General features: G+C 33.3%; 19 protein-coding genes. 6 read left to right on the top strand and 13 right to left on the bottom strand.

The genetic code is table 11. The annotated features are described in order from the left end of the window. Positions 1 to 79: 79 nt before the first annotated feature. Positions 80 to 3,391 carry a DUF5107 domain-containing protein gene (locus FUA26_RS14985; protein ID WP_147137963.1) on the bottom strand — a complete coding sequence of 1,104 codons (3,312 nt, stop codon included), beginning with the start codon at positions 3,389 to 3,391 and terminating at the stop codon, positions 80 to 82. A gap of 124 nt (positions 3,392 to 3,515) precedes the next feature. Here FUA26_RS14985 and FUA26_RS14980 point away from each other — a divergent pair, with 124 nt between their 5' ends. Beyond that, entirely contained in the window at positions 3,516 to 4,796 is a 1,281-nt protein-coding gene (locus FUA26_RS14980; RefSeq protein ID WP_147137960.1) for a hypothetical protein, read from the top strand. Between the two features lie 56 nt (positions 4,797 to 4,852). Here the strand turns inward: FUA26_RS14980 and FUA26_RS14975 are convergent, their stop codons facing one another. Both FUA26_RS14975 and FUA26_RS14970 read right to left on the bottom strand, forming a co-directional pair. Next, positions 4,853 to 5,173: a hypothetical protein gene (locus FUA26_RS14975; RefSeq protein WP_147137957.1), complete on the bottom strand. Its 321-nt coding sequence runs from the start codon at positions 5,171 to 5,173 to the stop codon at positions 4,853 to 4,855. 57 nt (positions 5,174 to 5,230) lie between these two features. Further along, the gene (locus tag FUA26_RS14970; RefSeq protein WP_246109154.1) at positions 5,231 to 6,511 is read right to left on the bottom strand and encodes a 3-deoxy-D-manno-octulosonic acid transferase; all 1,281 of its coding nucleotides are present in this window, start codon (positions 6,509 to 6,511) and stop codon (positions 5,231 to 5,233) included. Positions 6,512 to 6,581: 70 nt separating this feature from the next. On the opposite strand from FUA26_RS14970, the gene FUA26_RS14965 reads away from it, so the two are divergent. After that, the gene (locus tag FUA26_RS14965; protein WP_147137954.1) at positions 6,582 to 7,739 is read left to right on the top strand and encodes a DegT/DnrJ/EryC1/StrS family aminotransferase; all 1,158 of its coding nucleotides are present in this window, start codon (positions 6,582 to 6,584) and stop codon (positions 7,737 to 7,739) included. Further along, positions 7,732 to 8,754 (top strand): UDP-glucose 4-epimerase GalE, encoded by a 1,023-nt coding sequence (gene galE, locus FUA26_RS14960; protein WP_147137951.1) that lies wholly within the window; start codon positions 7,732 to 7,734, stop codon positions 8,752 to 8,754. Before FUA26_RS14965 ends, galE begins: the two co-directional genes overlap by 8 nt. A 40-nt stretch (positions 8,755 to 8,794) precedes the next feature. Here the strand turns inward: galE and lspA are convergent, their stop codons facing one another. The 4 genes from lspA to FUA26_RS14940 form a co-directional block, all read right to left on the bottom strand. Continuing rightward, positions 8,795 to 9,298, bottom strand: a complete 504-nt coding sequence (gene lspA / locus FUA26_RS14955) for a signal peptidase II (protein WP_246109153.1) — start codon at positions 9,296 to 9,298, stop codon at positions 8,795 to 8,797. A 6-nt stretch (positions 9,299 to 9,304) separates the two neighbouring features. Further along, positions 9,305 to 10,198 (bottom strand): ACP S-malonyltransferase, encoded by an 894-nt coding sequence (gene fabD / locus FUA26_RS14950; protein ID WP_147137945.1) that lies wholly within the window; start codon positions 10,196 to 10,198, stop codon positions 9,305 to 9,307. 73 nt (positions 10,199 to 10,271) lie between these two features. Beyond that, positions 10,272 to 11,564 (bottom strand): Kelch repeat-containing protein, encoded by a 1,293-nt coding sequence (locus FUA26_RS14945; protein WP_147137942.1) that lies wholly within the window; start codon positions 11,562 to 11,564, stop codon positions 10,272 to 10,274. A 3-nt stretch (positions 11,565 to 11,567) separates the two neighbouring features. Then, positions 11,568 to 12,479 carry a dihydrofolate reductase gene (locus FUA26_RS14940; RefSeq protein ID WP_147137939.1) on the bottom strand — a complete coding sequence of 304 codons (912 nt, stop codon included), beginning with the start codon at positions 12,477 to 12,479 and terminating at the stop codon, positions 11,568 to 11,570. A 299-nt stretch (positions 12,480 to 12,778) separates the two neighbouring features. Here FUA26_RS14940 and FUA26_RS14935 point away from each other — a divergent pair, with 299 nt between their 5' ends. Further along, positions 12,779 to 13,075 carry an isoamylase early set domain-containing protein gene (locus FUA26_RS14935; protein WP_147137936.1) on the top strand — a complete coding sequence of 99 codons (297 nt, stop codon included), beginning with the start codon at positions 12,779 to 12,781 and terminating at the stop codon, positions 13,073 to 13,075. An 89-nt stretch (positions 13,076 to 13,164) separates the two neighbouring features. Here the strand turns inward: FUA26_RS14935 and FUA26_RS14930 are convergent, their stop codons facing one another. The 6 genes from FUA26_RS14930 to FUA26_RS14905 all read right to left on the bottom strand — a co-directional run bounded on the left by FUA26_RS14930 (position 13,165) and on the right by FUA26_RS14905 (position 20,939). Next, positions 13,165 to 15,936: a T9SS type A sorting domain-containing protein gene (locus tag FUA26_RS14930; RefSeq protein ID WP_147137933.1), complete on the bottom strand. Its 2,772-nt coding sequence runs from the start codon at positions 15,934 to 15,936 to the stop codon at positions 13,165 to 13,167. A 23-nt stretch (positions 15,937 to 15,959) separates the two neighbouring features. Further along, entirely contained in the window at positions 15,960 to 16,784 is an 825-nt protein-coding gene (locus FUA26_RS14925) for a thymidylate synthase (RefSeq protein ID WP_147137930.1), read from the bottom strand. Between the two features lie 100 nt (positions 16,785 to 16,884). After that, on the bottom strand, positions 16,885 to 18,378 hold the full coding sequence (locus FUA26_RS14920) for a NupC/NupG family nucleoside CNT transporter (RefSeq protein ID WP_147137927.1): 1,494 nt from the start codon (positions 18,376 to 18,378) through the stop codon (positions 16,885 to 16,887). Positions 18,379 to 18,384: 6 nt separating this feature from the next. After that, positions 18,385 to 19,011 (bottom strand): bifunctional nuclease family protein, encoded by a 627-nt coding sequence (locus FUA26_RS14915; RefSeq protein ID WP_147137925.1) that lies wholly within the window; start codon positions 19,009 to 19,011, stop codon positions 18,385 to 18,387. 120 nt (positions 19,012 to 19,131) lie between these two features. Further along, positions 19,132 to 20,091 (bottom strand): electron transfer flavoprotein subunit alpha/FixB family protein, encoded by a 960-nt coding sequence (locus FUA26_RS14910; protein ID WP_147137923.1) that lies wholly within the window; start codon positions 20,089 to 20,091, stop codon positions 19,132 to 19,134. A gap of 101 nt (positions 20,092 to 20,192) precedes the next feature. Continuing rightward, positions 20,193 to 20,939, bottom strand: a complete 747-nt coding sequence (locus tag FUA26_RS14905; RefSeq protein ID WP_147137920.1) for an electron transfer flavoprotein subunit beta/FixA family protein — start codon at positions 20,937 to 20,939, stop codon at positions 20,193 to 20,195. Positions 20,940 to 21,264: 325 nt separating this feature from the next. On the opposite strand from FUA26_RS14905, the gene FUA26_RS14900 reads away from it, so the two are divergent. After that, positions 21,265 to 22,242 (top strand): pyruvate dehydrogenase complex E1 component subunit beta, encoded by a 978-nt coding sequence (locus FUA26_RS14900; RefSeq protein WP_147137918.1) that lies wholly within the window; start codon positions 21,265 to 21,267, stop codon positions 22,240 to 22,242. 63 nt (positions 22,243 to 22,305) lie between these two features. Continuing rightward, a complete protein-coding gene (locus FUA26_RS14895; protein ID WP_246109152.1) occupies positions 22,306 to 24,807 on the top strand; it encodes a DUF5686 and carboxypeptidase-like regulatory domain-containing protein in 2,502 nt (833 codons plus the stop codon). The last annotated feature ends 34 nt before the right edge of the window (positions 24,808 to 24,841 follow it).

The following is a 24,841-nucleotide window of genomic DNA, read 5'->3' as shown; positions in this document are numbered from 1 at the left end:
AGTATTTTAACGTATAAAAAAAAGCAGCCTTTTGGCTGCTTTTTTACTTACTAACATAAAAATAGAAAATTAAAACTAACTATAAATTTTTAAAAGCGTTTGCCCAAAGGTTGTTTTGGTATTGGCTTAGTGCTTTATTTAAATATGTCTCATAATCGGTTTTATTACCTAAGCCTTTGTAGCCCAAAGCTTCTAGGTAATAAGCGTGCGACAAAAATTTGTTATTAGTAGCTTCGCCTTCTTCAACTGCAATTAAAGTGTTATCAGAGCCTTTTTCTCTGTAGGCTTTGGCTTTTTCAATTAAATCATTAAATAATTCATTAGCTTTTTCAATGTTTCCAAGCTTTTTGTGTGCTGCTGCTTGAAAATATAGTAAGTCATACATACGCCAATTATTAATGGATTGGGTGCTTTTTGTATAACTAGCGTTGGCTTTTTTAACATCATTCATTTTGCTATAAACTTCACCTTTAAAAAAATGTATCATAGCATTTTTTTCATCGTGTGTAGGTTTACCAACTTCTAAGTTTTCAGGGTATAGCATAGCAGCATCTAAGTGTAATAAAGCTTCAGTGTATTTTTTGTTTTTTGTTAGTTGTAAAGCTTTTAAAACGTTGGCATCAACGTAATGCCAATAAATGTCTCTTCCGCCTTCCCAAGTTCTAAACTGGTGTGATTTTAAAAACGCAAGTGCGGCATCATAATTTCCATCTAAATTGTAAAGCGCAACAAGTGTTTTAGGTGCTTGTACATCTTTTTTAACCGTTTCAATATTTTTTTCTAAAATGGCTAAGCATTTTTTATAGTTGCTTTTTGAAACATCAAAATACTTTGATAATTCTGAAAACCACAGCGGTATTTTGTTATTAATAGTAATAGCTTTACTAATGGTGTTTATGGCTTTTTCTATATTTTTTTCATGGTAATAAGCACTAAAAGCTAGGTTTCTGTGGGCCATGGCAAAATTTTCATCAAACGTTACAGCTTTTTTCCAGGCGTTTATGGCTTCTTCTTTTCTTGTGTTGTAAAGTAAATTTCCTAATAAGTAATGGGCTGTAGCGTTATTGGTATCTTCACTAATTATATATTTTAAAACAACTTCAGATTCTTCTCTGTATGGGAAACAATAATCTACACTAATTTTTTTTGATAGTTCAATATGTTTGTATGCATTTTCATTGTTTCCATTTTTATTGTAAAACCATGAAAGATAATAGTGTATTAGTGGGTTTTTAACTTCTTTTAATGAAGAAAGTAGTTGTATGCCATCATTATATAAACCGGCATTCATGTAATTTGTAGCAATTTCAAGATAGTTATTATCTAAATCTTGCATGTTTTTATGCCAATTTTTTAAGGGGTGGGAATTGTTTAGTTGACTTTTTTCATATAGAGCAGAAAAATTTAAAGGGTCATATTCTAAAATATCATTTATTAATGTTTTTGCTTTTTCCGTATTGTTTGTTTGCCTAAGTAAAGCGCTGTAAAGTATGTTAATTCTGCCATCTCTTGTGTTTGTAGAATAAGCATCTTTAATGTATTGTAATGCTTTATTGTAATTTCCAGCAGTGCTTTCTAGTTGTGCAAGTTGGTAATTTGCAGCGGCAAACCATTGGTAGTACCAAGTGGCTCGTGCAAAATTAGCATAAGCCTTATCGGTTTCTCCCAAATACCTGTAAGCTAAACCTTTGTAGTAATAAATTTCACCTTCCTTAGGTTGGTAGTATTTAATGTTTAGTTTTTTTGAAGCTGTTTCAAGGTATGCTAATCCTTCTTTGTATCTTGTTTGAGTAATGCGACGAATACCTAATGCTATGTTTGTTCTGTAATCTGTGGGCGATTTTTTAAGAGCAGCCAAATAATAATCATCTGCATTCATGCCGGGTCTGTTAAATTGGTCTACAAATCTACCAGTTAAGTAAAGGTCTTCAACAGTTTCTATAGCTTCTGGTTTTTTTACCTTTTCTTGAGGTTTTGGTAAGTCAGGATTTAAAGGTCTGTGTGGTGTATATGAAATAAGTGTTTTACCGTTGCCATCAAGTAATGTAATTTCTAGTTTATACTCATCAATATCCTTTTTAAATTTATATGTTGAAGTAAATGGTTTAGCAGGATTAATATTTATAAGTTTTTCAGAAATGATTTCAGAGTTATATTTTAAAATATATTTGGCGTTATCATGATTTTTAGTAGTGTTAAAACCAAAAAACACCTGTTTATTGTTTCTTTTTTGAAGTGTTACTGAAGCTTCAATGTTTGAGTTTTTAACAACCTCTAAACCTCTAATAGCATACCAGTAGTTTTTGGCGTCTTTTACGGCATGTGGCATATTCCAGCTATAATCTGGTTGATTGTTAGAGAACGTGCCAGTCATTAATTCAACATATGCTTTACCGTCATCGGTTAACTTTCTTCTAGCGTTTTGTCCTTGTAAGCCAGGGCCAAATTGCCAAAGTTTTGAGGCGTTATTTTTATAAGGATTGCCTACATGAACGGTACCTGCTTTAACACCATAATCATAACCACCAATAAAACCTTCTTTTATATCCCACATAAAAAATGATACAGGATTAGGGTGATTTTTCCACCAAGTTAAATCTACACCTTCTTTATAACTAGTTCTTCCGTAATCATTAGTTTCATTAGCTAAGGGCCACTTTATAAAACTACTATTATTATGAAAAACCCCAATTTCTTGGCTAGGAGGCCAAAAAGTTCTAAAGTTATCATTTGCAGTAATGGCAACATTAGCCCAAAATAAAAAAGCTTGTGTTTTGGTACTGGTGTTATTAAGCTTGTAGTCAACTTCAATATATGATTTTCCTGGGTGTAATGTCATGCCTACTATACCGCGTGCTCTAATAGTTTTTTCGGTTTCACCAATCCAAATAGTTGCACTACCATCATCATTTTTTACCAATCTGTAATCACTTGGAAGCATAGTTGTAGTTCTGTGATGATGCGGAAAGCACCATTCAATACCACCAGAAACCCATGCACCTAGAGTGCCAATTAAATCGGGTTTTATAACACTGTTTGTGTGAAATAATTCATGCCCATTAGTTTTGTCAATAGCTGAAAAAAGTCGCCCACCAAAAGCAGGCAACACTTTAACTTTAACATACTCATTTTCTAAGTACACCATGTTGTAAGTTTCATCTACAAGCGTTCTGGTTAAATTGGTTTGTGCAGGGTATGGGTAAACATGCCCTTCGGCACCTTGTACGCCACGGCCTGTATAAAAAATAGGACTTTTTAAATTGTTGCCTGTTTTGTAAGTTGGTATTATTTCAGTGCCTTCATAAATTTTTACTTGGGCACTTACACTTACATTCAAAAGAAAAATAAAAGCAGCCAGTACTTTTATTTGTATAGCATTATACAGTTTCATGTTTTTTTAGTTTAGTGGTTTTTGTTGGTGTTTCTTAAAAAAAGTGATTATTAAATTAGCTTGATATTTATAAATAATGCATTAAATTGCTGTGCAAAATGTGTACAAAGTTTGCATATAATACATGATAGAGCAGGAGTATCTTAAATATTGTCTAGAAAAAATAGAAGAAAGTTTAGGTTGGAAACCATCAGCAGCATGGAAAGAATCAGACTTTATTAAGCTTTCTGAAATTATAACCCAAAAGGCAAATATTTCAATAAGTTCACATACCTTAAAGCGCCTTTTCGGAAAAATTAAATATAAAAAGTATTACAATCCGCAGCAAGCAACTAAAGATGCACTGGCTAAATTTTTAGAGTATAGTGATTGGGAAGCGTTTGTGTTTTCAATAAAAAAAGAAAAGCAAGTAACAACAACAAAGCTAAAAAGTAAACATAAATTACAAAAACCTTTAGTGCTTGTAATTGTTGGTGTTTTAATTGTTTTGTTGGGTGTTTTTTTGTTTGGCAATAACAAAAATAAACCACTAAAAGACACCTTTTTTAAATTTTCATTGGCAGATTCTGTGGGTATTGTACCGTATACAGTATCTGTAAATTATAATTTGAAGGATGTGAAGTTTGATAGCACTTTTATTGATTTTGGTTTCAATCATCCTATAAAAGGTAATCAAACAGTTTTGCTTGATAAAAACGAATTTATGCGAAACTTTACTTATCAAATCCCAGGACAATATGTCATAAAATTAAAAAGTGAAGGAAAAAACGTAGTAAAAAAGAAAGTTCTTGCTAAATCTGATGGTTGGGAAAGTTTTTTTAATCCTGAAATTGCAATTGGAGATTATTGGTTAGATAATAAAATACCAAAATCGGCCATGTTAAATAACCTTTATTACGCACCTAGGTATTTAGATTCTGTAGGGTTTAACACAAACCAAGTATATTATTTAAGCAATAGGTTTTATAATGAGTTTAATATTGATGGCGATAATTTTGAACTTAATGCAAAATTTAAAAACTCTGAAGATTTAGGAGGCATAACATGTTTTGATTTTATTATTAGAATTATTTGTGAAAACGAAACAAATAATATTAAGCTCATGGAAAATGGTTGTTCGCAATTTTCTGGAATGAAAATTGGAGAAACTGTTTTAAGTGGCGTAAATAAAGATTTATCGGCATTTAAATTTAACCTCAACACTTGGAATTATTTAAAAATTAAAACCAATAACAGGTTTGCTCAAGTTTATATAAATCGAAATAAAATTTTTGAAGGGTCTTATACCAAACCAAACGGAAATATTGTTGGGCTTGAAATTATTTTTAAAGGCTCAGGTATGCTAGATAATTTACGCTTAAAAGATTTAAAAACTAACAAAAAATATATTAATAGTTTTAAGTGATAAAATAAAAAAGCAGCCATAGGCTGCTTTTTCAATATTATATGGTCTGCTATTAATTAGTGACCAGAAACTTCTTTAATTTTATCTTTAGTTGCATTTGCAGCGTTGTCTACGGCTTCACCTGCAGCATCAGCAGCATCGTTTACAGCTTCACCAGCAGCGTCTACAGCATCTTCAGCGGCTTCTTTTACAGAATCAGCAGCTTCTTCAGCGGCGTTAGCAGCGTCTTCAGCAGTTTCTTCAACAGCTTCAGTTGCATCTTCTACAGCTTGCTCAACAGATTCTTGTGCATCTTCAGCTTTTTTTGTATCTCTACAAGAAGTAAATGATAAAGCTAAAGCTAATAAAACAACAGTGCTTAAAATTAATTTTTTCATGATTTTTCGTTTTAGTGTTAATTAAGATTCTTCTATCAAATATAGAAATTTATTTAACTATATACGTAAATAACTAAGAATTTGGATTACGGCTCCCTTATTATTTTTTATATAGTTTAAATTTTTAGACCCCGCTTTATTACAAAAGTCACTTTTAGTAATGAGCTTGCTTAAAATTTCAGATAATTCTTGATTGTTAGCAATAGAAAACATGCCTCCAAAATTAATCATATCAGCTGCTTCGGGGAATTTATCATAATTTTTACCAATAATAATAGGTACTCCAAAAACGGCAGGTTCTAATGTATTGTGTAAGCCTGTATTGCCCATAGCGCCTCCAACATAAGCTATATTTGCATAGTTGTAAATTTTGCTTAATATACCTATGGTGTTTATAATAAACACTTGAGCATTGGGTAAATTGCTATTTTCTTTTTCAGTAAATAAAACAGTTTTTGGGTGTAACTGTTCTTTTAAGTTGTTTATTTGGTTTGCCTTTATATTGTGAGGCGCAATTATAAATTTTACGTTTTTGTGCTCGGTATTATTTATAAAATCAATTAAAAGCGCTTCGTCTTCAGGCCAAGTGCTACCAGCAACTACACACAATTGATTGTTTTTAAAAGTTTCAATAAAGTTGAGTGTATTATTTTGCTGTAATTGGCTGTAAACTCTATCAAAACGAGTATCGCCAGTAACAGTAACATTTTTGTAGTTTATTGAGTTTAGTAGTTTTTTTGAAGTTTCGTTTTGTGTAAATATATGGTCAAAAGCAAAAAGCGCATTTTTTAATTTTTTACCATAAAATTTAAAATAAGACTGATTAGCCCTAAAATTAGCCGATATTAAAATAGCCTTTAACTGCTTTTCTTTTAAGGTGTTTAAAATATTAGGCCAAATATCATACTTTACAAAAATGGTTAATTCAGGTTTAACCATATTTATAAATTTTGATGCGTTTTTAAGAGTATCTAAGGGTAAATACACAACAACATCAGCAACAGGTGTATTTTTTCTAATTTCATAACCCGATGGTGAAAAAAAACTTAGTACAATTTTGTGATTTTTATGGTAGTTTCTAAGTTCTTTAAAAACCGGAAGACCCTGTTCATATTCGCCCAATGAAGCGCAATGAAACCAAAGTGTTTTATCTTCATTATTTAAATGTGTTTTAAGCACATTAAAAGTTTGTTTGCGGCCGTTTACACCAAGTTTAATTTTATCATTAAAAGGTGTTAAACATTTTAAGGCAAACCCCGCTAAACTGATACCAATGTTATAAAGAAAACCCAATATTATTTGTTTGTTGCTAAAATACATTTCTTTACGTAATTTCATTGGTTTACCTATATGATTTTTTGTAATTTCGTAGTGTAAAAACTCAAAAAAAGAGTTCTAATTTTTTCAGATGAAGAAGATTCAAATGGTAGACCTCAAAGGTCAGTATAACGCTATAAAAGACGTTGTAAACCCTTCTATACAGCAAGTAATTGAAACCACATCATTTATAAACGGACCGAAAGTTCATGAATTTCAAAAGAATTTAGAAACCTACCTTGGTGTAAAACATGTAATACCATGTGCTAATGGTACTGATGCTTTGCAAATAGCCATGATGGGGCTTGGTTTAAAACCAGGAGATGAGGTTATTACTGCCAATTTTACTTTTGCAGCAACTGTTGAAGTTATTGCGCTTTTAAATTTAACACCTGTTTTGGTTGATGTTAATGAAGATGATTTCAACATTAATATTGAAGCACTAAAAAAAGCCATTACACCTAAAACTAAAGCTATTGTGCCCGTGCATTTGTTTGGTCAATGTGCCAACATGGAAGCTGTTATGCAAATAGCAAAAGAACATAATTTATTTGTTATTGAAGATAATGCCCAAGCTATAGGTGCAAATTATACCTATAGCAATGGTAATAAAGTTAAGGCAGGAACTATAGGGCATGTTGGAGCAACATCGTTTTTTCCATCAAAAAATTTAGGATGTTATGGCGATGGTGGTGCTATTTTTACCAATAATGATGATTTAGCACACACCATTAGAGGCATAGTTAACCATGGTATGTATGAGCGTTACCATCACGATGTTGTAGGTGTAAATTCTAGATTAGATAGCATTCAAGCAGCTGTTTTAGATGCTAAATTACCAAAGCTTGATAGCTATAACAAAGCAAGACAAACTGCTGCAAAAAAATATAATGAAGCTTTTAAAGATATTGAAACCATTATTACACCTTCTATAACTGGTGGTTGTAGAGAAAATATTTGCAATACTTGCGATTGCCACGTATTTCATCAATATACCCTTAAAATAAAAGGCGGAAAAAGAGATGCTTTAGTAAAGCATTTAAATGAAAATGGTATACCATGCGGTGTATATTACCCAATACCATTACATAAGCAAAAAGCTTATGCAGATGCGCGTTATAATGAAGCTGATTTTACAGTAACAAATCAACTAGTTAAAGAGGTAATTTCATTGCCAATGCATACAGAGCTAGATGATGAGCAAATAGAACATATTACATCAACCGTTATAAAATTTGTCAATGGATAAAATACTAGTTACAGGAGGTTTAGGCTTTATTGGATCTCATACCGTAGTAGAATTACAAGAAGCAGGTTATGAAGTTGTTATTATTGATGACTTATCAAACTCTTCAGAAAAAGTATTAGATGGTATAACTGCCATTACTGGAAAAACACCAATTTTTGAAAAGATTGATTTAAAAGAAAAAACCGATGTTGAGGCGTTTTTTAAAAAGCACAACAACGTTAAAGGTGTTATTCACTTTGCAGCAAGTAAAGCTGTAGGCGAGAGTGTAAATGAGCCATTATTATATTATGAAAACAATATTGGTACACTTGTTTACTTACTTAAAGAATTAAAAAAATTACCTGAGGCTAGTTTTATTTTTAGCTCATCATGTACTGTTTATGGGCAAGCTGATGAATTGCCAATTACAGAAAGTGCACCAGTAAAACAGGCAGAATCTCCGTATGGAAATACCAAGCAAATTGGTGAAGAAATTATTAGAGATACGTGTAAAGTAGTACCAACACTAAAAGCCATTGCATTACGTTATTTTAACCCTATTGGGGCGCATGCGTCTACTGAAATAGGAGAACTTCCAATTGGTGTGCCGCAAAATTTAGTGCCTTTTATAACACAAACAGCTATTGGTATTAGAGAACAATTATCTGTTTTTGGTGATGATTATCCAACGCCAGATGGCACTTGTATTAGAGATTATATTCATGTAGTAGATTTGGCAAAAGCACACGTTGTAGCTCTTGAAAGATTGCTTAGCAATAAAAACAAAGCTGCTTACGAAACATTTAATTTAGGAACTGGTAAAGGAAGCTCTGTTTTAGAAGTTGTTAATGCTTTTGAACGCGTATCAGGTGAAAAATTAAACTATAAAATTGTAGGAAGAAGAGAAGGTGATATAATATCGGCTTATGCTGATACTAATAAAGCTAAAAATGAATTAGGCTGGGAAACCAAATTATCACTTGATGATGCTATGCTTTCAGCTTGGAAATGGGAACAAAAAGTAAGAGGAAAGTAAGAAGAGTATAAATATTAAATAAAAAAAACCGATTAGAATGTTAATCGGTTTTTTTTATGTTTTGAGGTTTCTTTTTAAAAAGTGTTACAAAAACCAGTATAATCATGCCCGTAGTTACTGAAACATCGGCAAGATTAAAAATACCAGTTCTTAAAGTATCCGTTAATTTTACGTACCAAAAATCGGTAACGCTTCCGTACATAAATCTATCATAAACATTAGCAATACCACCACCAATAATACTTGAAAAAGCAAACAAAGACCAATTGTCTAGGCTTTTATCTTTAAAAATGTAGCGTAATACAAAACCTAAAACTACAATAGGTAAAATTAAAAGTAAAATAATACGCATGGGTTCATTTAAATCGCTTCCCATGCCTAAAAAAGCACCTGTATTTTCAACATTATGTAATGAAAAATAATTGCCAATTATAGATGATTGGCTACCCGGTTCTACATTAGCTCTCACCCAAATTTTTGAAACCTGATCAAGTGCAATGGTAGCTATAATGGTTATTATTATAAAAAGTGAACGACGAGACATTTTCATTTATAAAGTACCTTCAAAAGTTGCTGAAACAGTTTCTGATGTTCTGTTAATTTTCTTAACCAAACCTTGTAAAACTTTACCTGGGCCAACTTCGGTAAAATGTGTTGCTCCATCGGCAATCATTTGTTGTACAGATTGTGTCCAGCGTACTGGTGCTGTAAGTTGAGAAATTAAGTTTGTTTTTATTTCAGACGCATCAACAACCGCATTAGCCGTTACATTTTGATATATTGGGCAGTTAGGTTTACTAAACGTAGTATTCTCAATTGCAGCTGCTAATTCCTCGCGTGCTGGTTCCATTAAAGGCGAGTGGAACGCTCCTCCAACAGGTAGTACTAAAGCTCTTCGGGCGCCTTCTTCTTTTAAAGTTTCGCATGCTTTGTTAATAGCTTCAACTTCACCTGAAATAACTAACTGGCCAGGGCAATTGTAATTAGCGGCAACCACAACACCGCTGGTAGTAGCGCACACTTTTTCAACAATATCATCATCTAAACCTAAAACGGCAGCCATGGTGCTTGGTGTTATTTCACAAGCTTTTTGCATGGCCATGGCACGTTGTGAAACTAGTTTTAATCCGTCTTCAAAATTTAAAGTACCATTAGCAACTAAAGCAGAAAATTCACCTAAAGAATGCCCTGCAACCATATCTGGTTTAAAACTATCTCCTAGGGTTTTAGCTAAAATAACAGAGTGTAAAAATATAGCAGGTTGTGTAACTTTTGTTTGTTTTAAGTCTTCAGCAGAACCTTCAAACATAATATCTGTGATATTAAAACCTAAAATATCATTAGCTTTTTCAAATAATTCTTGTGCAATGGCAGAGTTTTCATAAAGGTCTAAACCCATGCCTGTAAATTGGGCGCCTTGCCCAGGGAATATGTAAGCGTTCATTTGTTTCTTTTTTTGTGCTGCAAAAATAGCAATATTATTAGTTTTTAAGTAACTATACAGGTAGTATTGCTTTTTACTTGCTAATAACGGTTATAGTTTCTTTTGAATTGCCATTATAGGTAATATCAATGGTAGCCTTATTGTTTTTGCTTTTTGATGTGCTTTTTACGTTAATTTCAAAAGTTGTATTGGCATCAACAAGGGTGAAATTTAAATTATTTATTATTCTGAAGCTATTAGTTGGATCTGTTAGTTTAATGTTACTAATAAAACTACCCGTATTACCACCTTCATTTTTAATTTTAATAGATGAAGTTGATTCTTTAGAAATAACTACTTTTTTAGGAGCTTTAAAGTAAGATGTTTTTAAGGTGAAACCTTCGGGAGTGTCTTCATTATAAACCTCCATGTTATGTTGTCTTCCACCACCTCTTGTTGGCGAACCAGCGGCAACATAAATACCATTTCCAGATAGAATAGCTTGTGTGCCGTGTCTTGGGTAATGCATATTAGCTTTGTTTACCCATTGCTTTGTTTGTGGGTTGTATGCTTCAACAATATTATAGGCGGGCCCATGTTTTTCGCCTTCGCCACCCATTACAAAAAGTTCATTATTTAAAACTGTAACACCAGGTGCAGCGCGAGGTGTGGGGATGTTATCTTTTAAAACCGACCATTTTTTTGTTGAAAAATCATAAACATCAACAACACTAACTAAAGGTGCAAAAACACCACCTTTACCACCAGATTGCCTTCCTGCAACAGCATAAAGTTTATTGTGTATTACTGCCGCACTGAAATGATCTCTGGCTTGCGAAGCGTTTTCAAGAACTTTCCAAGTGTTTTTTGCAGGATCATACTCATCAAACCAATTAACAAAACCGCCATCATGCCCAATTGTGTTACCTCCAACTAGGTAAAATTTATTGTTGTAAACAACTAATCCGGCACCGCCACGTCTTCTGTTTTCAGGAATTTCGGGGCCTTGAATCCAGGTGTCTGTTGGTGGGTGGTATAGCCAAACGTTGTCTTCAGGAATTTCACGCGGAAACGTATTGGTTTTAAAAGCGCCAATTACCCAAATAAACCCTTTATAAAATGTTGCTTGAAAATGATTAAATTGTTTTGGTGCTTTGTTTTGCGCCACTTGCCATGTGTTGCTTTTATAATCATAGACATCTAACTTTTGCGCAGATTCTCTACCTCCAAACATGTAAAACTTATCGCCTGCTTGAACAAAAGAACATTCATGGCGTGCGGTATAATTTTCGGCTTCGTTTTTATCAATCCATTGGTCTTTTATTTGTGCATTTGTAGCGCACGATAAGGTTAAAAGCGTTAAACAACAAAATAAGGCGTGTTTCATAATTTATTTTCTTGTGTAGGTAATAAATGAGAATTCGTGTTTATGGTTATCGTCTTTTTTATGAAACGTATTGCTTGTTTCTTTCCAAATATTTGTGTCAATTTCAGGAAAAAAAGCATCGGCTTCAAAAGTTTCATGTACTCTTGTAAGTTCAATTTTATCAGCAATATTCATAGCTTGTTCATAAATTTGTCCGCCACCAATAATAAACGGTTGCGCATCGGTTTTACAAGCTTCAATGGCTGCTTCTAAACTATTAACAGTGATAACGCCTTCAGGTACCTTGTAGTTTTGTTGCCTAGTAATAACAACATGAGTTCTATTAGGCAAGGGTTTTGGGAAACTTTCAAAAGTTTTGCGTCCCATAATAATATGATGCCCGTTGGTAAGAGTTTTAAAGCGTTTTAAATCATTACTTAAATGCCAAATAAGCTTGTTATCTTTGCCAATAGCATTGTTTTCGGCAGCAGCAACAATTATAGTTAGCTCTTGTGTTTTTTTGTTGTTTAATTGTTCATTATAAACTTCACTTTTGGCAATGTGTGGTGCTTCTTTTTTTAATTCAGTTTTAATTTTTTCAATTCTATTTTTTTGAAGCGCTACTAGCTTGTCTAATTGTTTTTGTTCCCAAGCTTTACCCATAAATTTATGGGTTACAAAAACATTAAAAATATGATATAATAAAAAGAATAGCCATAATAAAATGGCAAATACAAACCACTCAATTTCAGCAATTTTAAAATTCTTACCAATACCTAAAACGGTGTTTGCTAATATTAAAAATAAGGCGCCTATTAAAAACACAACAAAATGAGCATATAAACGTTTTTTTTGTTTAATGCGTTTTTGGGCATTTTGTATTAGCTCTAGTTGTTCTTTATCTATTTGAGGAACGTTTTTCTTTTTTCCAAACATATATTAAAAAATATGAAATGTAAAGTTACTATTTTAAATGAATACTTTATTAGTTTTATAGAATTTGCCTTTGAGTTTTGGTTTTGTTTTGGTGTGAACTTTCTGAAAATCAGTGTTAAAACAGGGGTTTTTGTGTTGCAAAAAGTGTATTTTTTAATTGCTTTTTTTTGTTAGTTTAAAATATTGTTAAGCTATATTATTAAATTGATAATTCTTTAGTGTTTAAAGGGTTATTTACTAACCTGTAGGAATTAGTTTTATAAATTTGCTTAATAAACAACACGCAAAAATTTTAAATTATGGCTATTAAAAAACAATATTTGAAAAGTAAACCAATTTGCAAAGTTACTTTTTCTATTGAAGCTGAAGCGGCTAAAAATGTTTCTGTAGTAGGAAGTTTTAATGAATGGAATGCTAAAAAAGCACCTTTAAAAAAATTAAAAAATGGTACTTTTAAAGGTACTGTAGATTTAGATAAAGACCACTCATATGAATTTAAGTATTTAGTAGATGGTGAGTACATTAATGATACGGCTGCCGATGCTTATGCTTGGAATGATTTTGCTAATGCTGAAAATAGCGTGGTAAACGTATAAATTAGTTAAATTAAAGATATAAAAACAAAGGCGCTTCAAAAAATAAGTTGAAGCGCCTTTGTTTTGTTCTTAATGTAGGTTTGTACTATCTATTTCTTAATAAACCTTTTTACGCCTGTTTTTCCATCAAAATTTAATTTGATAAAATACATACCACTACTTAAAGTAGATACGTTAATTTGTTTACTGTCTGTAGTGCCATTTGTTATAGTTTTTCCAGACATATCAATAATACTATAATTGTATTTATTATTTAAAACAGGTAAATCTAAATTAATTTGGTTGGCAACAGGGTTGGGGTAAAGTTTAATTTCTGAGCTAACATCATTAACATCTTCAATGCCTAAAACATCACTAACAGTGGCTTCATACATACCGTTACCGTGTGTGCCTATTAATAAATGATTATCAGAAGGTCTATATGCTAAAGAACTTACTACTGCAAAACCAATTTGATTTGGAGCTTCTCTCACCCAATCAATGCTAGTAGGATCTGTAGTACTGTATAAACCTCTTGCTGTACCAACAAAATAGAGTGTTTGTCCTGCAACCTCAGTAATGGCTGCTGAACGTATTGAATGTGATGAAAGATTACGCTCTACAAGTGTCCAGTTTGGTGATGCAGATGTGGCATTTGTTGTTAAGTAAATACTGTTTATACCATAGTTTGAGTACGTGGCTAAAACAATATCGTTATTAGTGGGGTGAATAGCTAAACCAGATACAATTGATGGAAATGTTGTGCTAGCTGTTGGTGGTGTAATATCTACCGCTGAAGATATGTTTGTTGCATTTTGCGGATCATTTAACCTGTAAATATGTCCACTATCGCCACCCATTAATAAATAACTTGAAGCAGGGTTATATGTGCCACGAGTAGTTGAGAAAATTTCAAACTGATCATTGTGCCCAAAAGCAGCAGTTGTATTACCTAAATCTGTCCAGTTATCTTGGGTTACATTTGTAGCATCGGTAGTTCTTAATAATTTATCTAATGAAGCAAAGTATAAGGCGTTGTTGTTATCAGGGTCTAAATGAAAATAAGTAACAAATTGGCTGTCATAAGGAGTGCCAGGGGCAGATTCCGGGGTTATTTCAACATATGTGCCACAATTACGATACGTTACACCATTTTGAAGGCTAATGAAAAAACCAATTCCTGAGTTACAATTGGTGTCTCTTGATATTGCTGTTGAAGCACCATCTCCATTAGCAATATTAAGTTGTTCAGTTAAATTAGGAAGCGATATGAAGGTTCCACCAAGTACACAACCATTGTCTTGAGCCCCGCCAATAACAAAATCAGAACCGTTTCCAGGATCAATATCTACATGATAAAACTGAAATGTTTGATAGTTGTTATTTAAACTAGTCCACGATATTGTGTTAGCTGTTATATCATTTGTAACATGCACGCCACCATCTGTTCCAGAAAAAAGAACATTATTATTAAACGGATTAAAAACTAAAGCGTGTATATCTGGGTGATGATTACTGTAAGATGTATATCCTGAAGAGCTTGCGTAACCACCAATTCTTGAAAACATGGCATCAGTAGTAATGTTTTCAATTTTGTAAGCATTTGTGCCGCCAATTACAACAAAGTTCTCATTATCAGGTTTAACGTTTACAACCAAATCATACCCATCTTGAGCAGCAAAAGGATCATTCCCTTCAGAGCAACCTGCTTCATCAGGTAATTTACTAGAATAATTGGTCCAGTTTGTGGTACTTTGATTCCACATCCATAAATCAGCTTCTTGTAAAGGAGTTGGGTCATTACAATCTATACTATTTCCGTTAACAAATAACGTATATAATTTATTTTCGTTAGAAGGCGCTAGTGCTAAAACAACTCTTCCTTCAGGAGTAAAATCGGCGCTAATACCATCGTCATTAATTCTAGTCCATGACCCTACACCTGTGGGAGAGGTCCAAATACCTTCTGTAGCTGTATCATGTATGCCAGAAAAAGCAGCGTAACACCTTCCTGAGGTTGTTATAACAATATCGGTAGCTTGTCCTGTTGAGCTTGGGTTACCGTCAATTTCAGTAGTCCAGCTAGATCCATCAAATCTAGCAATTAAACCTATTGAAGCAGCATATAAATGCCCAGTTAAAGGATGTACAGCTAAACTATAAGTAACATCAAAATCAGAATCAAAGCTTTCATAGTTACTGTCAGTTGAGGGCATTTGTACCCATGTAACACCACCATTTATGGATTGCCAAATACCTTGACCAAAAAAATAGGCTCCAGATGTTTGTTGAGCACTTGAACTTGCAGAATTGCCCAAACCTTCACCTGTAGCATAATACCAAACATTCTCAAAACCAGCTCTAGGGTCTTGAGCAATGGCAGTTACATTATGTATTTCGTCATTTGGTGAAACTTTAGTCCAATTAGCGCCGCCATCGGTAGTTCTAAAAACACCACCGCTTACACCGCCAGCAATTATTGTATTACCAGTGTTATCACTTTTGTCAACCACCAAAGCTCGGGTTCTTCCACCCATATTGCTTGGGCCACGACTAATGTAGGCTGCTTGTGGAACTTTTGCAGTTAAATTTATATTAGCTCTTAGTTTAGCGTTTTTGGCTTGTTTAAATTCACGTTTTTTATCGTTTTTTGAAATTATACCAGTGTTGGGGTTTACCTGTCTGTAGTATTCATATAAATTTCTAGCTTCATTATACAAAGCACGCTCTTCAGGTGTTTTTTTCTTCCCTTTTTTTGTAGGGTTAATGTTTTTTCTTTCAACCTTCACGATTTTTTGGTTGTCGTTGTTTGAAACACTAACAATACAAAAAGCAATAATTGCAAAGAGCGCTAAGGAAGCTAAGAGTAATTTTTTTTTCATAATAAAACAGGTGGGTTTTTAGTTTACACAGCCACGGTACCTTTTATGTGCGGATGCGGATCATAATTTAATAGCGTAAAATCTTCAAATTTAAAATTGAAAATATCTTTAATATCTGGATTTAAAACCATTTTTGGAAGTGGTTTTGGGTCTCTTGATAATTGAAGTTCTAGCTGCTCCATATGGTTGCTGTAAATATGAGCGTCGCCAAAAGTGTGTATAAAATCTCCTGGTTGGTAGCCACAAACCTGTGCCATCATCATAGTAAATAGAGCGTAAGACGCAATATTAAACGGAACACCTAAGAAAATATCGGCACTTCGTTGATATAATTGACATGATAGTTTACCATTAGCTACATAAAATTGAAAAAAAGCATGACACGGAGGTAAAGCGGCTTTACCATTGGCAACATTTTCAGAGAATGATTTTGAAGTATCGGGCAAAACCGAAGGATTCCAAGCAGAAACCAACATTCTTCTACTGTTAGGGTTGTTTTTTAGCGTTTCAATAACGTCTTTAATTTGGTCTATTTCATCACTATTCCAATTGCGCCATTGGTGCCCATATACAGGCCCTAAATTACCATTTTCATCAGCCCATTCATTCCAAATTCTAACACCGTTATCTGTTAAATATTTAATATTAGTATCACCTTTTAAAAACCAAAGTAACTCATAAATTATAGATTTTAAGTGTAGTTTTTTTGTTGTAACCATTGGAAAACCTTCACTTAAATTAAAGCGCATTTGATAACCAAAAACACTTTTAGTACCAGTACCTGTACGGTCTCCTTTTTCGTTTCCATTTTCTAAAACATGCTTAACTAAGTCGTGATATTGCTTCATAAAATCATTATTATCTTCTTCTGAAATAAAAATATAAAAAACCTCAAACAAAAGGTTGTTTTAATGTGATAAAGTTGTTAATTGTTTGTTTATGTTTTGATTAGCCTATAATCATACCAGCAATTGTAGCCGAAACTAATGATGCTATAGTGCCGCCAATTAAGGCTTTAATGCCAAATTGTGATAGCACTTTACGTTGCCCAGGAGCTAATGAGCCAATACCTCCAATTTGAATACCAATAGACGCAAAATTTGCAAAACCACAAAGCATGTAAGTGGCCATAATTATAGATTTTTCATAATTAAGGTGAATGGTGTTTGATGCATTTTTTAAATCGGATAGTTGGATGTAACCTATAAATTCGCTGGCAGCTAATTTTATGCCAAGTAATTGCCCCATAAGTGCCATGTCTTCGCTTGCTACACCTATTAACCACATTAAAGGCGCAAAGGCATAACCAAGAATTAATTCTAGCGAAAGACTTTGGTAAGCAGTATTTTTGGCAATCCAATTATTGATGTTTGAAACATCGCCAACCCACCCTAAAATACCGTTAAACATGGCTATAAAAGCTACAAAAACCAAAAGCATTGCCCCAACATTTACGGCTAGTTTTAAACCTTCGGTAGTACCATTGGCAATAGCATCTAAAAAGTTAGCTCCTATTTTTTCTTGAGAAACTTTTACATCGGTATTAATATCGTCGGTTTGAGGAAAGAGTATTTTTGAAATAACGATAGCGCCAGGTGCAGCCATTACAGAAGCGGCTAATAAATGTTTTGCATAAAATAACCTAAGCTCAGGGTCATCACCTCCTAAAAAGCCAATGTATGCAGCTAATACTGCGCCAGCAACGGTTGCCATACCACCAATCATAACTAAAAGCATTTCAGATTTGTTCATTTTTTCTAAATAGGCTTTTATTAATAGCGGCGCTTCGGTTTGACCTAAAAAAATGTTTCCGGCAACACTTAAACTTTCGGCACCTGAAATTTTTAAGGCTTTTGAAAGTAACCATGCCATTGCTTTTACTACTTTTTGAATAATACCTAAGTAGAATAGAACAGAGGTTAATGCCGAAAAGAATATGATGGTTGGTAAAACTTGAAATGCGAAGATGAAGCCAAAAGTATCCATGTCTACCACTAAACCTTCAAATAAAAACTTACTACCAGCACGGGTAAAATCTAGTACGCTTACAAAAAGGCTTCCTATGAATTCAAAAATAGCTTTTACAAAATCTATTTTTAGAACGCCTATAGCAATGAGTAGCTGAAAAGCTAAGCCAATACCAACAATTTTCCAATCTATAGCTTTGCGATTGCTGCTAAACAGAAATGCAATAAAAACAAGAGAAATCATGCCTAAAACACCACGCCATAGGCTGTTGAACGAAAAGCCCTGACTGGCTATTATTGTGGTTTCAGGTTCATGATTGTTTGTTAATATTGTGCTAGCTGCCGTATCATTAACATTGATTTCTAATGTTTCAGCAGTATTTTCTGAAAATAGCTCTTTTTCTGTGTTTTGGGCAAAAGTTGTAGTAGAAAAAGCCAACAAAACGGCTGTGAAAAACAGAAAAAGTTGTTTCATAATTAATTATTTTCGTTTTGAAATTTCATCTCTAATATGTGCCGCTTTTTCATAGTCTTCATTTGAAACAGCTTCGTCTAAGAGGTTTTGAAGTTCTTGTAGTGTTTTGTTTGCGTAATTTTGTTGTTGTGTGTTGGTAGTTTCTAATTCATCAGCAACTAAATCGTCACCTAAAATATCTTCAATATTAGTATCGTCTTCGGTTTCTTTTTCTGGGTTTACTTTAAGGTAAATACCAGCTTTATCTAAAATGTTTTTGTATGTAAAAATAGGAGCTTCAAAACGTAGTGCTAATGCAATAGCATCACTAGTTCTGGCATCAATAATTTCTTCAATTTTATCGCGTTCACAAATTAAACTTGAATAAAAAACACCATCAACTAGTTTGTGAATTATAACTTGTTTAACAACAATGTCAAACCTATCGGCAAAATTTTTAAATAAATCATGGGTTAAAGGTCTTGGAGGCCTAATTTCTTTTTCTAGAGCAATGGCAATAGATTGGGCTTCAAAAGCACCAATAACTATTGGTAGTTTTCGTTCACCATCAACTTCATTCAATATAAGTGCATAAGCACCATTTTGGGTTTGACTATAAGAAATTCCCTTAATATTTAATCTTACTAGGCTCATAATTTATAAAAAACGCAAAGAACTGTTTAAATTCGGAATTTACCAACTGCCTAAGGCAGATTATTGGAAATTATGCCAAAAATAAACAGTTCTTTTAGCTTACAATTTATAAAAAATAATTTATTGTTGAGCCTTAAAAGCTTTTAATTTTTCAATTAGTTGCGGCACTACAGTGAAGGCATCACCAACAACGCCGTAGTCGGCAGCTTTAAAGAAAGGAGCTTCAGCATCTGTATTAATTACTACTTTTACTTTAGAAGCGTTAACGCCTGCTAAATGTTGAATAGCACCAGAAATACCAATAGCAATATAAAGGTTAGAGGCTACGGGTTTTCCGGTTTGCCCAACGTGTTCACTGTGAGGTCTCCAGCCTAAATCTGACACGGGTTTAGAGCAGGCAGTTGCAGCGCCTAAAACATCGGCTAACTCTTCTATCATGCCCCAGTTTTCAGGTCCTTTTAATCCGCGTCCACCAGATACTACAACATCAGCATCTGCAATGGTTACTTTATCGGTAGCTTTATCAACAGCTTCAACTGTTACAGTTGAAGCTTCAATTGCTGGCGAAAAATCTTCAGAAGTTGCACTAGCACTATTTTCAACTAAGCCAAAAGCATTGTTTGATACACCAATAATTTTAACGTTGGTGTTAATTTGAGTTACTTCAAACGCTTTATTGGTAAACGCATTTCTTTTTACAGTAAAAGGTGCTGTGTTACTTGGAGCTTCAATAACATTTGATGCGTAACCAGCATTTAAACTAACAGCTAAAAGCGGAGCTAGATATTTACTATCTGCACTAGAGCTAACAATTACTACCTGCGCATTTTCTTTTTCAGCAGCTTGTTTTACTACGTTAGCGTAAACTTTGGCGCTAAAACTGTTTAAATCGTTATTATTTACAGTTAAAACTTTATTAACACCATAATTACCAAGCTCATTTGTATTGCTAGCATTTATAGCTAAAGCAGTAACAGTAGTGCCTAATTGGTCTGCTACGGCTTTGGCGTATGAGGCTACTTCAAAAGCCCCTTTTTTTAAGTTTCCTTGATCTGATTCTGTATATACTAAAACTGACATATTTTTTTTGTTTTGTAACCCTAAACTTGTTTCAGGGCTTCATTAAACTTTAAGTTTATTTGAAAAGATTCCAAACTAAATTTGGGATGATTTATTTTCAATTAAATAACTTTAGCTTCGTTGTGAAGTAAGCTAATTAGTTCGTCTAAATTATCTTCTGCAACTAATTTTACAGCACCTTTAGGCGCTGGTTTTTCAAATGATACAGAAGTAGTTTGGTCAGTGGTTTCTACACCATCAACAACGGTTAGCGGTTTTTGGCGTGCCATCATAATACCTCGCATGTTTGGTATGCGTAAATCACTTTCTTCAACCAAACCTTTTTGGCCTCCAACAACTAAAGGTAAACTTGTAGCAACAGTTTCTTTACCACCATCAATTTCTCTGGTAGCTTTGGCAGTGGTGCCATCAACATCTAAACCAATACAGTTGTTCACAAAATTAGCATCTAATAAAGCTGCTAACATACCAGGTACCATACCACCATTGTAGTCAATAGATTCTCTTCCTGCAATAATCAGGTCGTAACCACCATCGGTAGCTACTTTTGCAAGTTGTTTAGCTACAGAAAAACCATCGGTAGCAGCCGCGTTTACTCTAATGGCAGCATCGGCACCTATAGCTAAAGCTTTTCTTAAAGTAGGCTCAGTTTCAGCGCCCCCAACATTAACAACCGTTACTTTTGCTCCTTGTTTTTCTTTAAACCACATGGCTCTTGTAAGGCCAAATTCGTCATTCGGGTTTATAACAAATTGTACACCATTGGTGTCAAATTTTGTATTGTTCTCACTAAAGTTTATTTTTGAAGTCGTGTCTGGAACATGACTTATGCATACTAAAATATTCATATCATATAGTTTATAAAAGATATTTTTAACGGTTACGAATTTAGGTATTTATTTTCAAAAATACTATGCGCGCATAATAAATTTTAACAAAAATTGATGAAAAGCTTATAAAAAGGGTTGATTATTTGTGAATTTACAACACAATAACACCATATTTTAAAGATGAATAAAAAAAATAAACCACATAATAGTGGCAATTTTTAATAATAATAACCCTTTTAGTGTAAAATTATTAATTTTTAAAAGCACGCAACTTTAGTGTTTATTTTTATAGGAATTTGTTAGCAATAATTACTATTTTTGCTTTTTGAATAAAACAATTTAAATGAAGACAATTCAATTTAGAGAGGCTGTTTGTGAAGCCATGAGTGAAGAAATGCGCAGAGACGAAAGCGTATACTTAATGGGTGAAGAAGTAGCAGAGTATAACGGAGCGTATAAAGCTTCTAAGGGTATGTTAGATGAATTTGGGCCAAAACGTGTTATAGATACACCAATTGCTGAGCTTGGTTTTGCAGGTATTGCAGTAGGTTCTACCATGACAGGTAATAGACCCATTGTGGAGTACATGACTTTTAACTTTTCTCTTGTTGGTATTGACCAAATTATAAATAATGCCGCTAAAATTAGGCAAATGTCTGGTGGGCAATTTAAATGTCCAATTGTATTTAGAGGGCCAACAGCATCTGCAGGTCAGTTAGGAGCTACACACTCGCAAGCTTTTGAAAACTGGTTTGCAAATACACCGGGTTTAAAAGTTGTAGTACCTTCAAACCCAGCCGATGCTAAAGGATTATTAAAATCTGCTATCCGTGATGATGACCCCGTTATTTTTATGGAAAGTGAGCAAATGTATGGTGATAAAGGTGAAGTGCCAGAAGGTGAATACCTTATTCCTATTGGTGTGGCAGACATAAAAAGAAAAGGAGACGATGTTACTATAGTATCTTTTGGGAAAATTATAAAAGAAGCCTACAAAGCTGCCGATGAATTAGCAAAAGAAGGTATTTCTTGCGAAATTATAGATTTGCGTACTGTGCGCCCAATGGATAGAAAAACTATTATAGAATCGGTTAAAAAAACAAACCGTTTAGTAGTTTTAGAAGAAGCATGGCCTTTTGGAAGTGTTGCTACCGAAATTACATATACAGTACAAGCCGAAGCTTTTGATTATTTAGATGCTCCGGTAGTAAAATTAAATACAGCCGATACACCAGCACCTTATTCTCCAGTTTTATTAGCTGAGTGGTTACCAAACCATGAAGATGTAATTAAAGCTGTAAAAAAGGTACTTTACAAATAAAATAAAACTTTTTACGTTATATAAACTTCATTAGCATGATTGTTGATGAAGTTTTTTTGTATTATGAATATAAGATTTTTTGCCCCTTTTCTATTTGTAGCTATTACAAATGTTGTGTTATCTCAAACAAAAGTAAGTGGTTATGTGTTTGATGAAAACAACCAACCAATACCCTTTGCTAACGTAATTTTTCAAGGTTCTACAGAAGGAACTATTACCAATGAAGATGGTAAGTTTTATTTAGAATCTGATGAAACTTGGCAACAACTAACACTGTCTTTTATAGGTTATGAAACATTGGTTGTAACACTTCCTAAAAAAGTAAACTATAATTTAGAGTTTGTATTAAAAGAAGAAGCGGCTCAGTTAGATGCTGTTGTGTTAACAACCGGAAAGCAATCTAAAAAAAATAATCCTGCAATTGATATACTTCGTAAAATTTGGGAACACAAACGTAAAAACGGTTTAAAACAATTTAATCAATATGAATTTGATAAATACGAAAAAGTAGAGTTTGATATAAATACCATAGATAGTGCCTTAATAAATAGCCGTTTGTTTAAAGGCATGGAGTTTGTTTTTGATAAGGTTGACACCTCAAATGTAACAGGCAAAACCTATTTGCCTATGTTTATTAATGAAGCGGCATCACGCGTGTATGGTGATAATGTAATTAACAAAGAAAAAGCTGTTTTAAAGGGTAATAAAAACTCTGGTTTTAGTAACAATCAAATAATTATTGATTTTATTGATGATTTATACTCAGATTTTGATGTGTATGATAACTACCTGAAATTTTTTGATAAAAGTTTTGTAAGTCCGCTGTCAAAAACTGGTATTAACACCTACAATTATGTATTGGCAGATACCGCCTTTATTGATAACAAAATGTGTTTCAATATTGTTTATTACCCACGCCGAAAAAATGAATTAACCTTTAAAGGCGATTTTTGGGTGGCAGATACCACCTACGCCATTAAAGAAATTAACCTGCAAGCATCAAAAAGTGCCAATATAAATTGGGTAAAAGAAATTTATATAGAACAAGAATTTGAAGTGCTAAACGACTCATTGTTTCTTGTTAAGCGTGATTATATGATGTCTGATTTCGCCTTCAATAAAAAAGAAAAATCACGAGGGGTTTACGGTAAACGTACCACGCTTTATGATAACTATAAATTTGATATTCCGAAGGATAAAAAATTTTACGAAAGCGAAGTTTATAATTATAATGAAGATGTTTACAACCGTGATGATGCCTTTTGGGAGCAAAACAGACTAGAAGATTTAAACAAAGATGAAAAGGGTGTTTATAAAATGCTAGACACCTTAAAAACTGTAAAAAAGTTTAAACAACTATATAATTTAGGTAGCATTTTATCATCAGGTTATATTGAATTTAACACACTACCGTTAGATTATGGACCAATTTTTTCAACCTTTGGCTTTAACGAAGTAGAAGGTTTGCGTTTGCGCACCGGTGGGCGTACCTATTTTGGTAGAAATGATTTGTGGCGTTTAGAGGGCTTTTTGGCATACGGTTTTAAAGATGATAAATTTAAATATGGTATTTCGGGTAAATGGCTATTAGATAAAAAAAGCCGACTCATAATTTCTGGTGGCAATAGGCGCGATGTTGAGCAAATAGGCGCTAGTTTAACCACAAGTACCGATGTTTTAGGCAGAAGTTTAGCGTCATCGGCAGTTGTTGGTACAGGTTCAAATGATAAATTAACATCAATTAACTTAACAAGTTTTGCTATTGAAGCAGAACCTTGGCGTAATCTTATTTTTAGAATTGGTGCTAACTACAGAACGCTAGAATCTGCATCACCAACCTTTAGTTTAGATTACAATACACCTAACGGCATTGCTTCTGAAATTAAACAGTTTGAAACATCGGCTTCATTATTTTATTTCCCCGGTAGAAAAACAACAGGTTTTGGTGTTGAAAGACGTGATGCTAATGATGATTACTTACGTATTTTTGCCCAAGTTAGTCGCGGTGATAAAACTATTTTTAATAGTGATTTTGATTATACCAAAGTACAATTTTCTTATGTGCAACCATGGCAGTTAGGAGGTTTTGGTAGGCTAACAACTTCTATTGAAGCAGGTAAAACTTTTGGCGAAGTACCACTTGGTTTGTTAAGTGTTATTCCTGGTAATCAATCTTATTTTTCAATTTACAATACCTTTTCACAACTAGATTTTTACGAGTTTGTGTCTGATACGTATTCATCATTTCATGTTGAACATAATTTTAATGGACGTTTGTTTTCTAGAATTCCATTTTTACGAAAACTAAATTTACGTGAAATTGTTAGCGTACGCGGTGTTTGGGGAGAATTATCAGATGAAAATAAAGCGCTTAGTAATGTACCAAGTAATCCTGCAAATTTACAGTTAATAGCGCCTACCGATACGTTGTATTATGAATATGGTTTTGGTATTGGTAATATTTTTAAGGTATTCCGTATAGATTTTAATTTTAGAGGTAATTACCTTGATAACCCTGATGTTAGAAAATTTGGTGTAACGGGTACGTTTGGTTTTTATTTTTAATAAAATAGAAAAGGCTACCGTTTTAAGGTAGCCT

Origin of the sequence: Seonamhaeicola algicola (assembly GCF_007997385.1) — a bacterium.
GTDB classification, from domain to species: Bacteria; Bacteroidota; Bacteroidia; order Flavobacteriales; family Flavobacteriaceae; genus Seonamhaeicola; species Seonamhaeicola algicola.
Note: the sequence above shows the minus strand (reverse complement) of the source record. Positions and strands in the feature narration are given on the sequence as shown.

Bases quoted from the DNA above. Each gene is read 5' to 3' on its own strand.
- FUA26_RS14985 (WP_147137963.1), bottom strand. From the start codon at position 3,391: ATGAAACTGTATAATGCTATACAAATAAAAGTACTGGCTGCTTTTATT.
- FUA26_RS14980 (WP_147137960.1), top strand. From the start codon at position 3,516: ATGATAGAGCAGGAGTATCTTAAATATTGTCTAGAAAAAATAGAAGAA.
- FUA26_RS14975 (WP_147137957.1), bottom strand. From the start codon at position 5,173: ATGAAAAAATTAATTTTAAGCACTGTTGTTTTATTAGCTTTAGCTTTA.
- FUA26_RS14970 (WP_246109154.1), bottom strand. From the start codon at position 6,511: ATGAAATTACGTAAAGAAATGTATTTTAGCAACAAACAAATAATATTG.
- FUA26_RS14965 (WP_147137954.1), top strand. From the start codon at position 6,582: ATGAAGAAGATTCAAATGGTAGACCTCAAAGGTCAGTATAACGCTATA.
- galE (WP_147137951.1), top strand. From the start codon at position 7,732: ATGGATAAAATACTAGTTACAGGAGGTTTAGGCTTTATTGGATCTCAT.
- lspA (WP_246109153.1), bottom strand. From the start codon at position 9,298: ATGTCTCGTCGTTCACTTTTTATAATAATAACCATTATAGCTACCATT.
- fabD (WP_147137945.1), bottom strand. From the start codon at position 10,198: ATGAACGCTTACATATTCCCTGGGCAAGGCGCCCAATTTACAGGCATG.
- FUA26_RS14945 (WP_147137942.1), bottom strand. From the start codon at position 11,564: ATGAAACACGCCTTATTTTGTTGTTTAACGCTTTTAACCTTATCGTGC.
- FUA26_RS14940 (WP_147137939.1), bottom strand. From the start codon at position 12,479: ATGTTTGGAAAAAAGAAAAACGTTCCTCAAATAGATAAAGAACAACTA.
- FUA26_RS14935 (WP_147137936.1), top strand. From the start codon at position 12,779: ATGGCTATTAAAAAACAATATTTGAAAAGTAAACCAATTTGCAAAGTT.
- FUA26_RS14930 (WP_147137933.1), bottom strand. From the start codon at position 15,936: ATGAAAAAAAAATTACTCTTAGCTTCCTTAGCGCTCTTTGCAATTATT.
- FUA26_RS14925 (WP_147137930.1), bottom strand. From the start codon at position 16,784: ATGAAGCAATATCACGACTTAGTTAAGCATGTTTTAGAAAATGGAAAC.
- FUA26_RS14920 (WP_147137927.1), bottom strand. From the start codon at position 18,378: ATGAAACAACTTTTTCTGTTTTTCACAGCCGTTTTGTTGGCTTTTTCT.
- FUA26_RS14915 (WP_147137925.1), bottom strand. From the start codon at position 19,011: ATGAGCCTAGTAAGATTAAATATTAAGGGAATTTCTTATAGTCAAACC.
- FUA26_RS14910 (WP_147137923.1), bottom strand. From the start codon at position 20,091: ATGTCAGTTTTAGTATATACAGAATCAGATCAAGGAAACTTAAAAAAA.
- FUA26_RS14905 (WP_147137920.1), bottom strand. From the start codon at position 20,939: ATGAATATTTTAGTATGCATAAGTCATGTTCCAGACACGACTTCAAAA.
- FUA26_RS14900 (WP_147137918.1), top strand. From the start codon at position 21,265: ATGAAGACAATTCAATTTAGAGAGGCTGTTTGTGAAGCCATGAGTGAA.
- FUA26_RS14895 (WP_246109152.1), top strand. From the start codon at position 22,306: ATGAATATAAGATTTTTTGCCCCTTTTCTATTTGTAGCTATTACAAAT.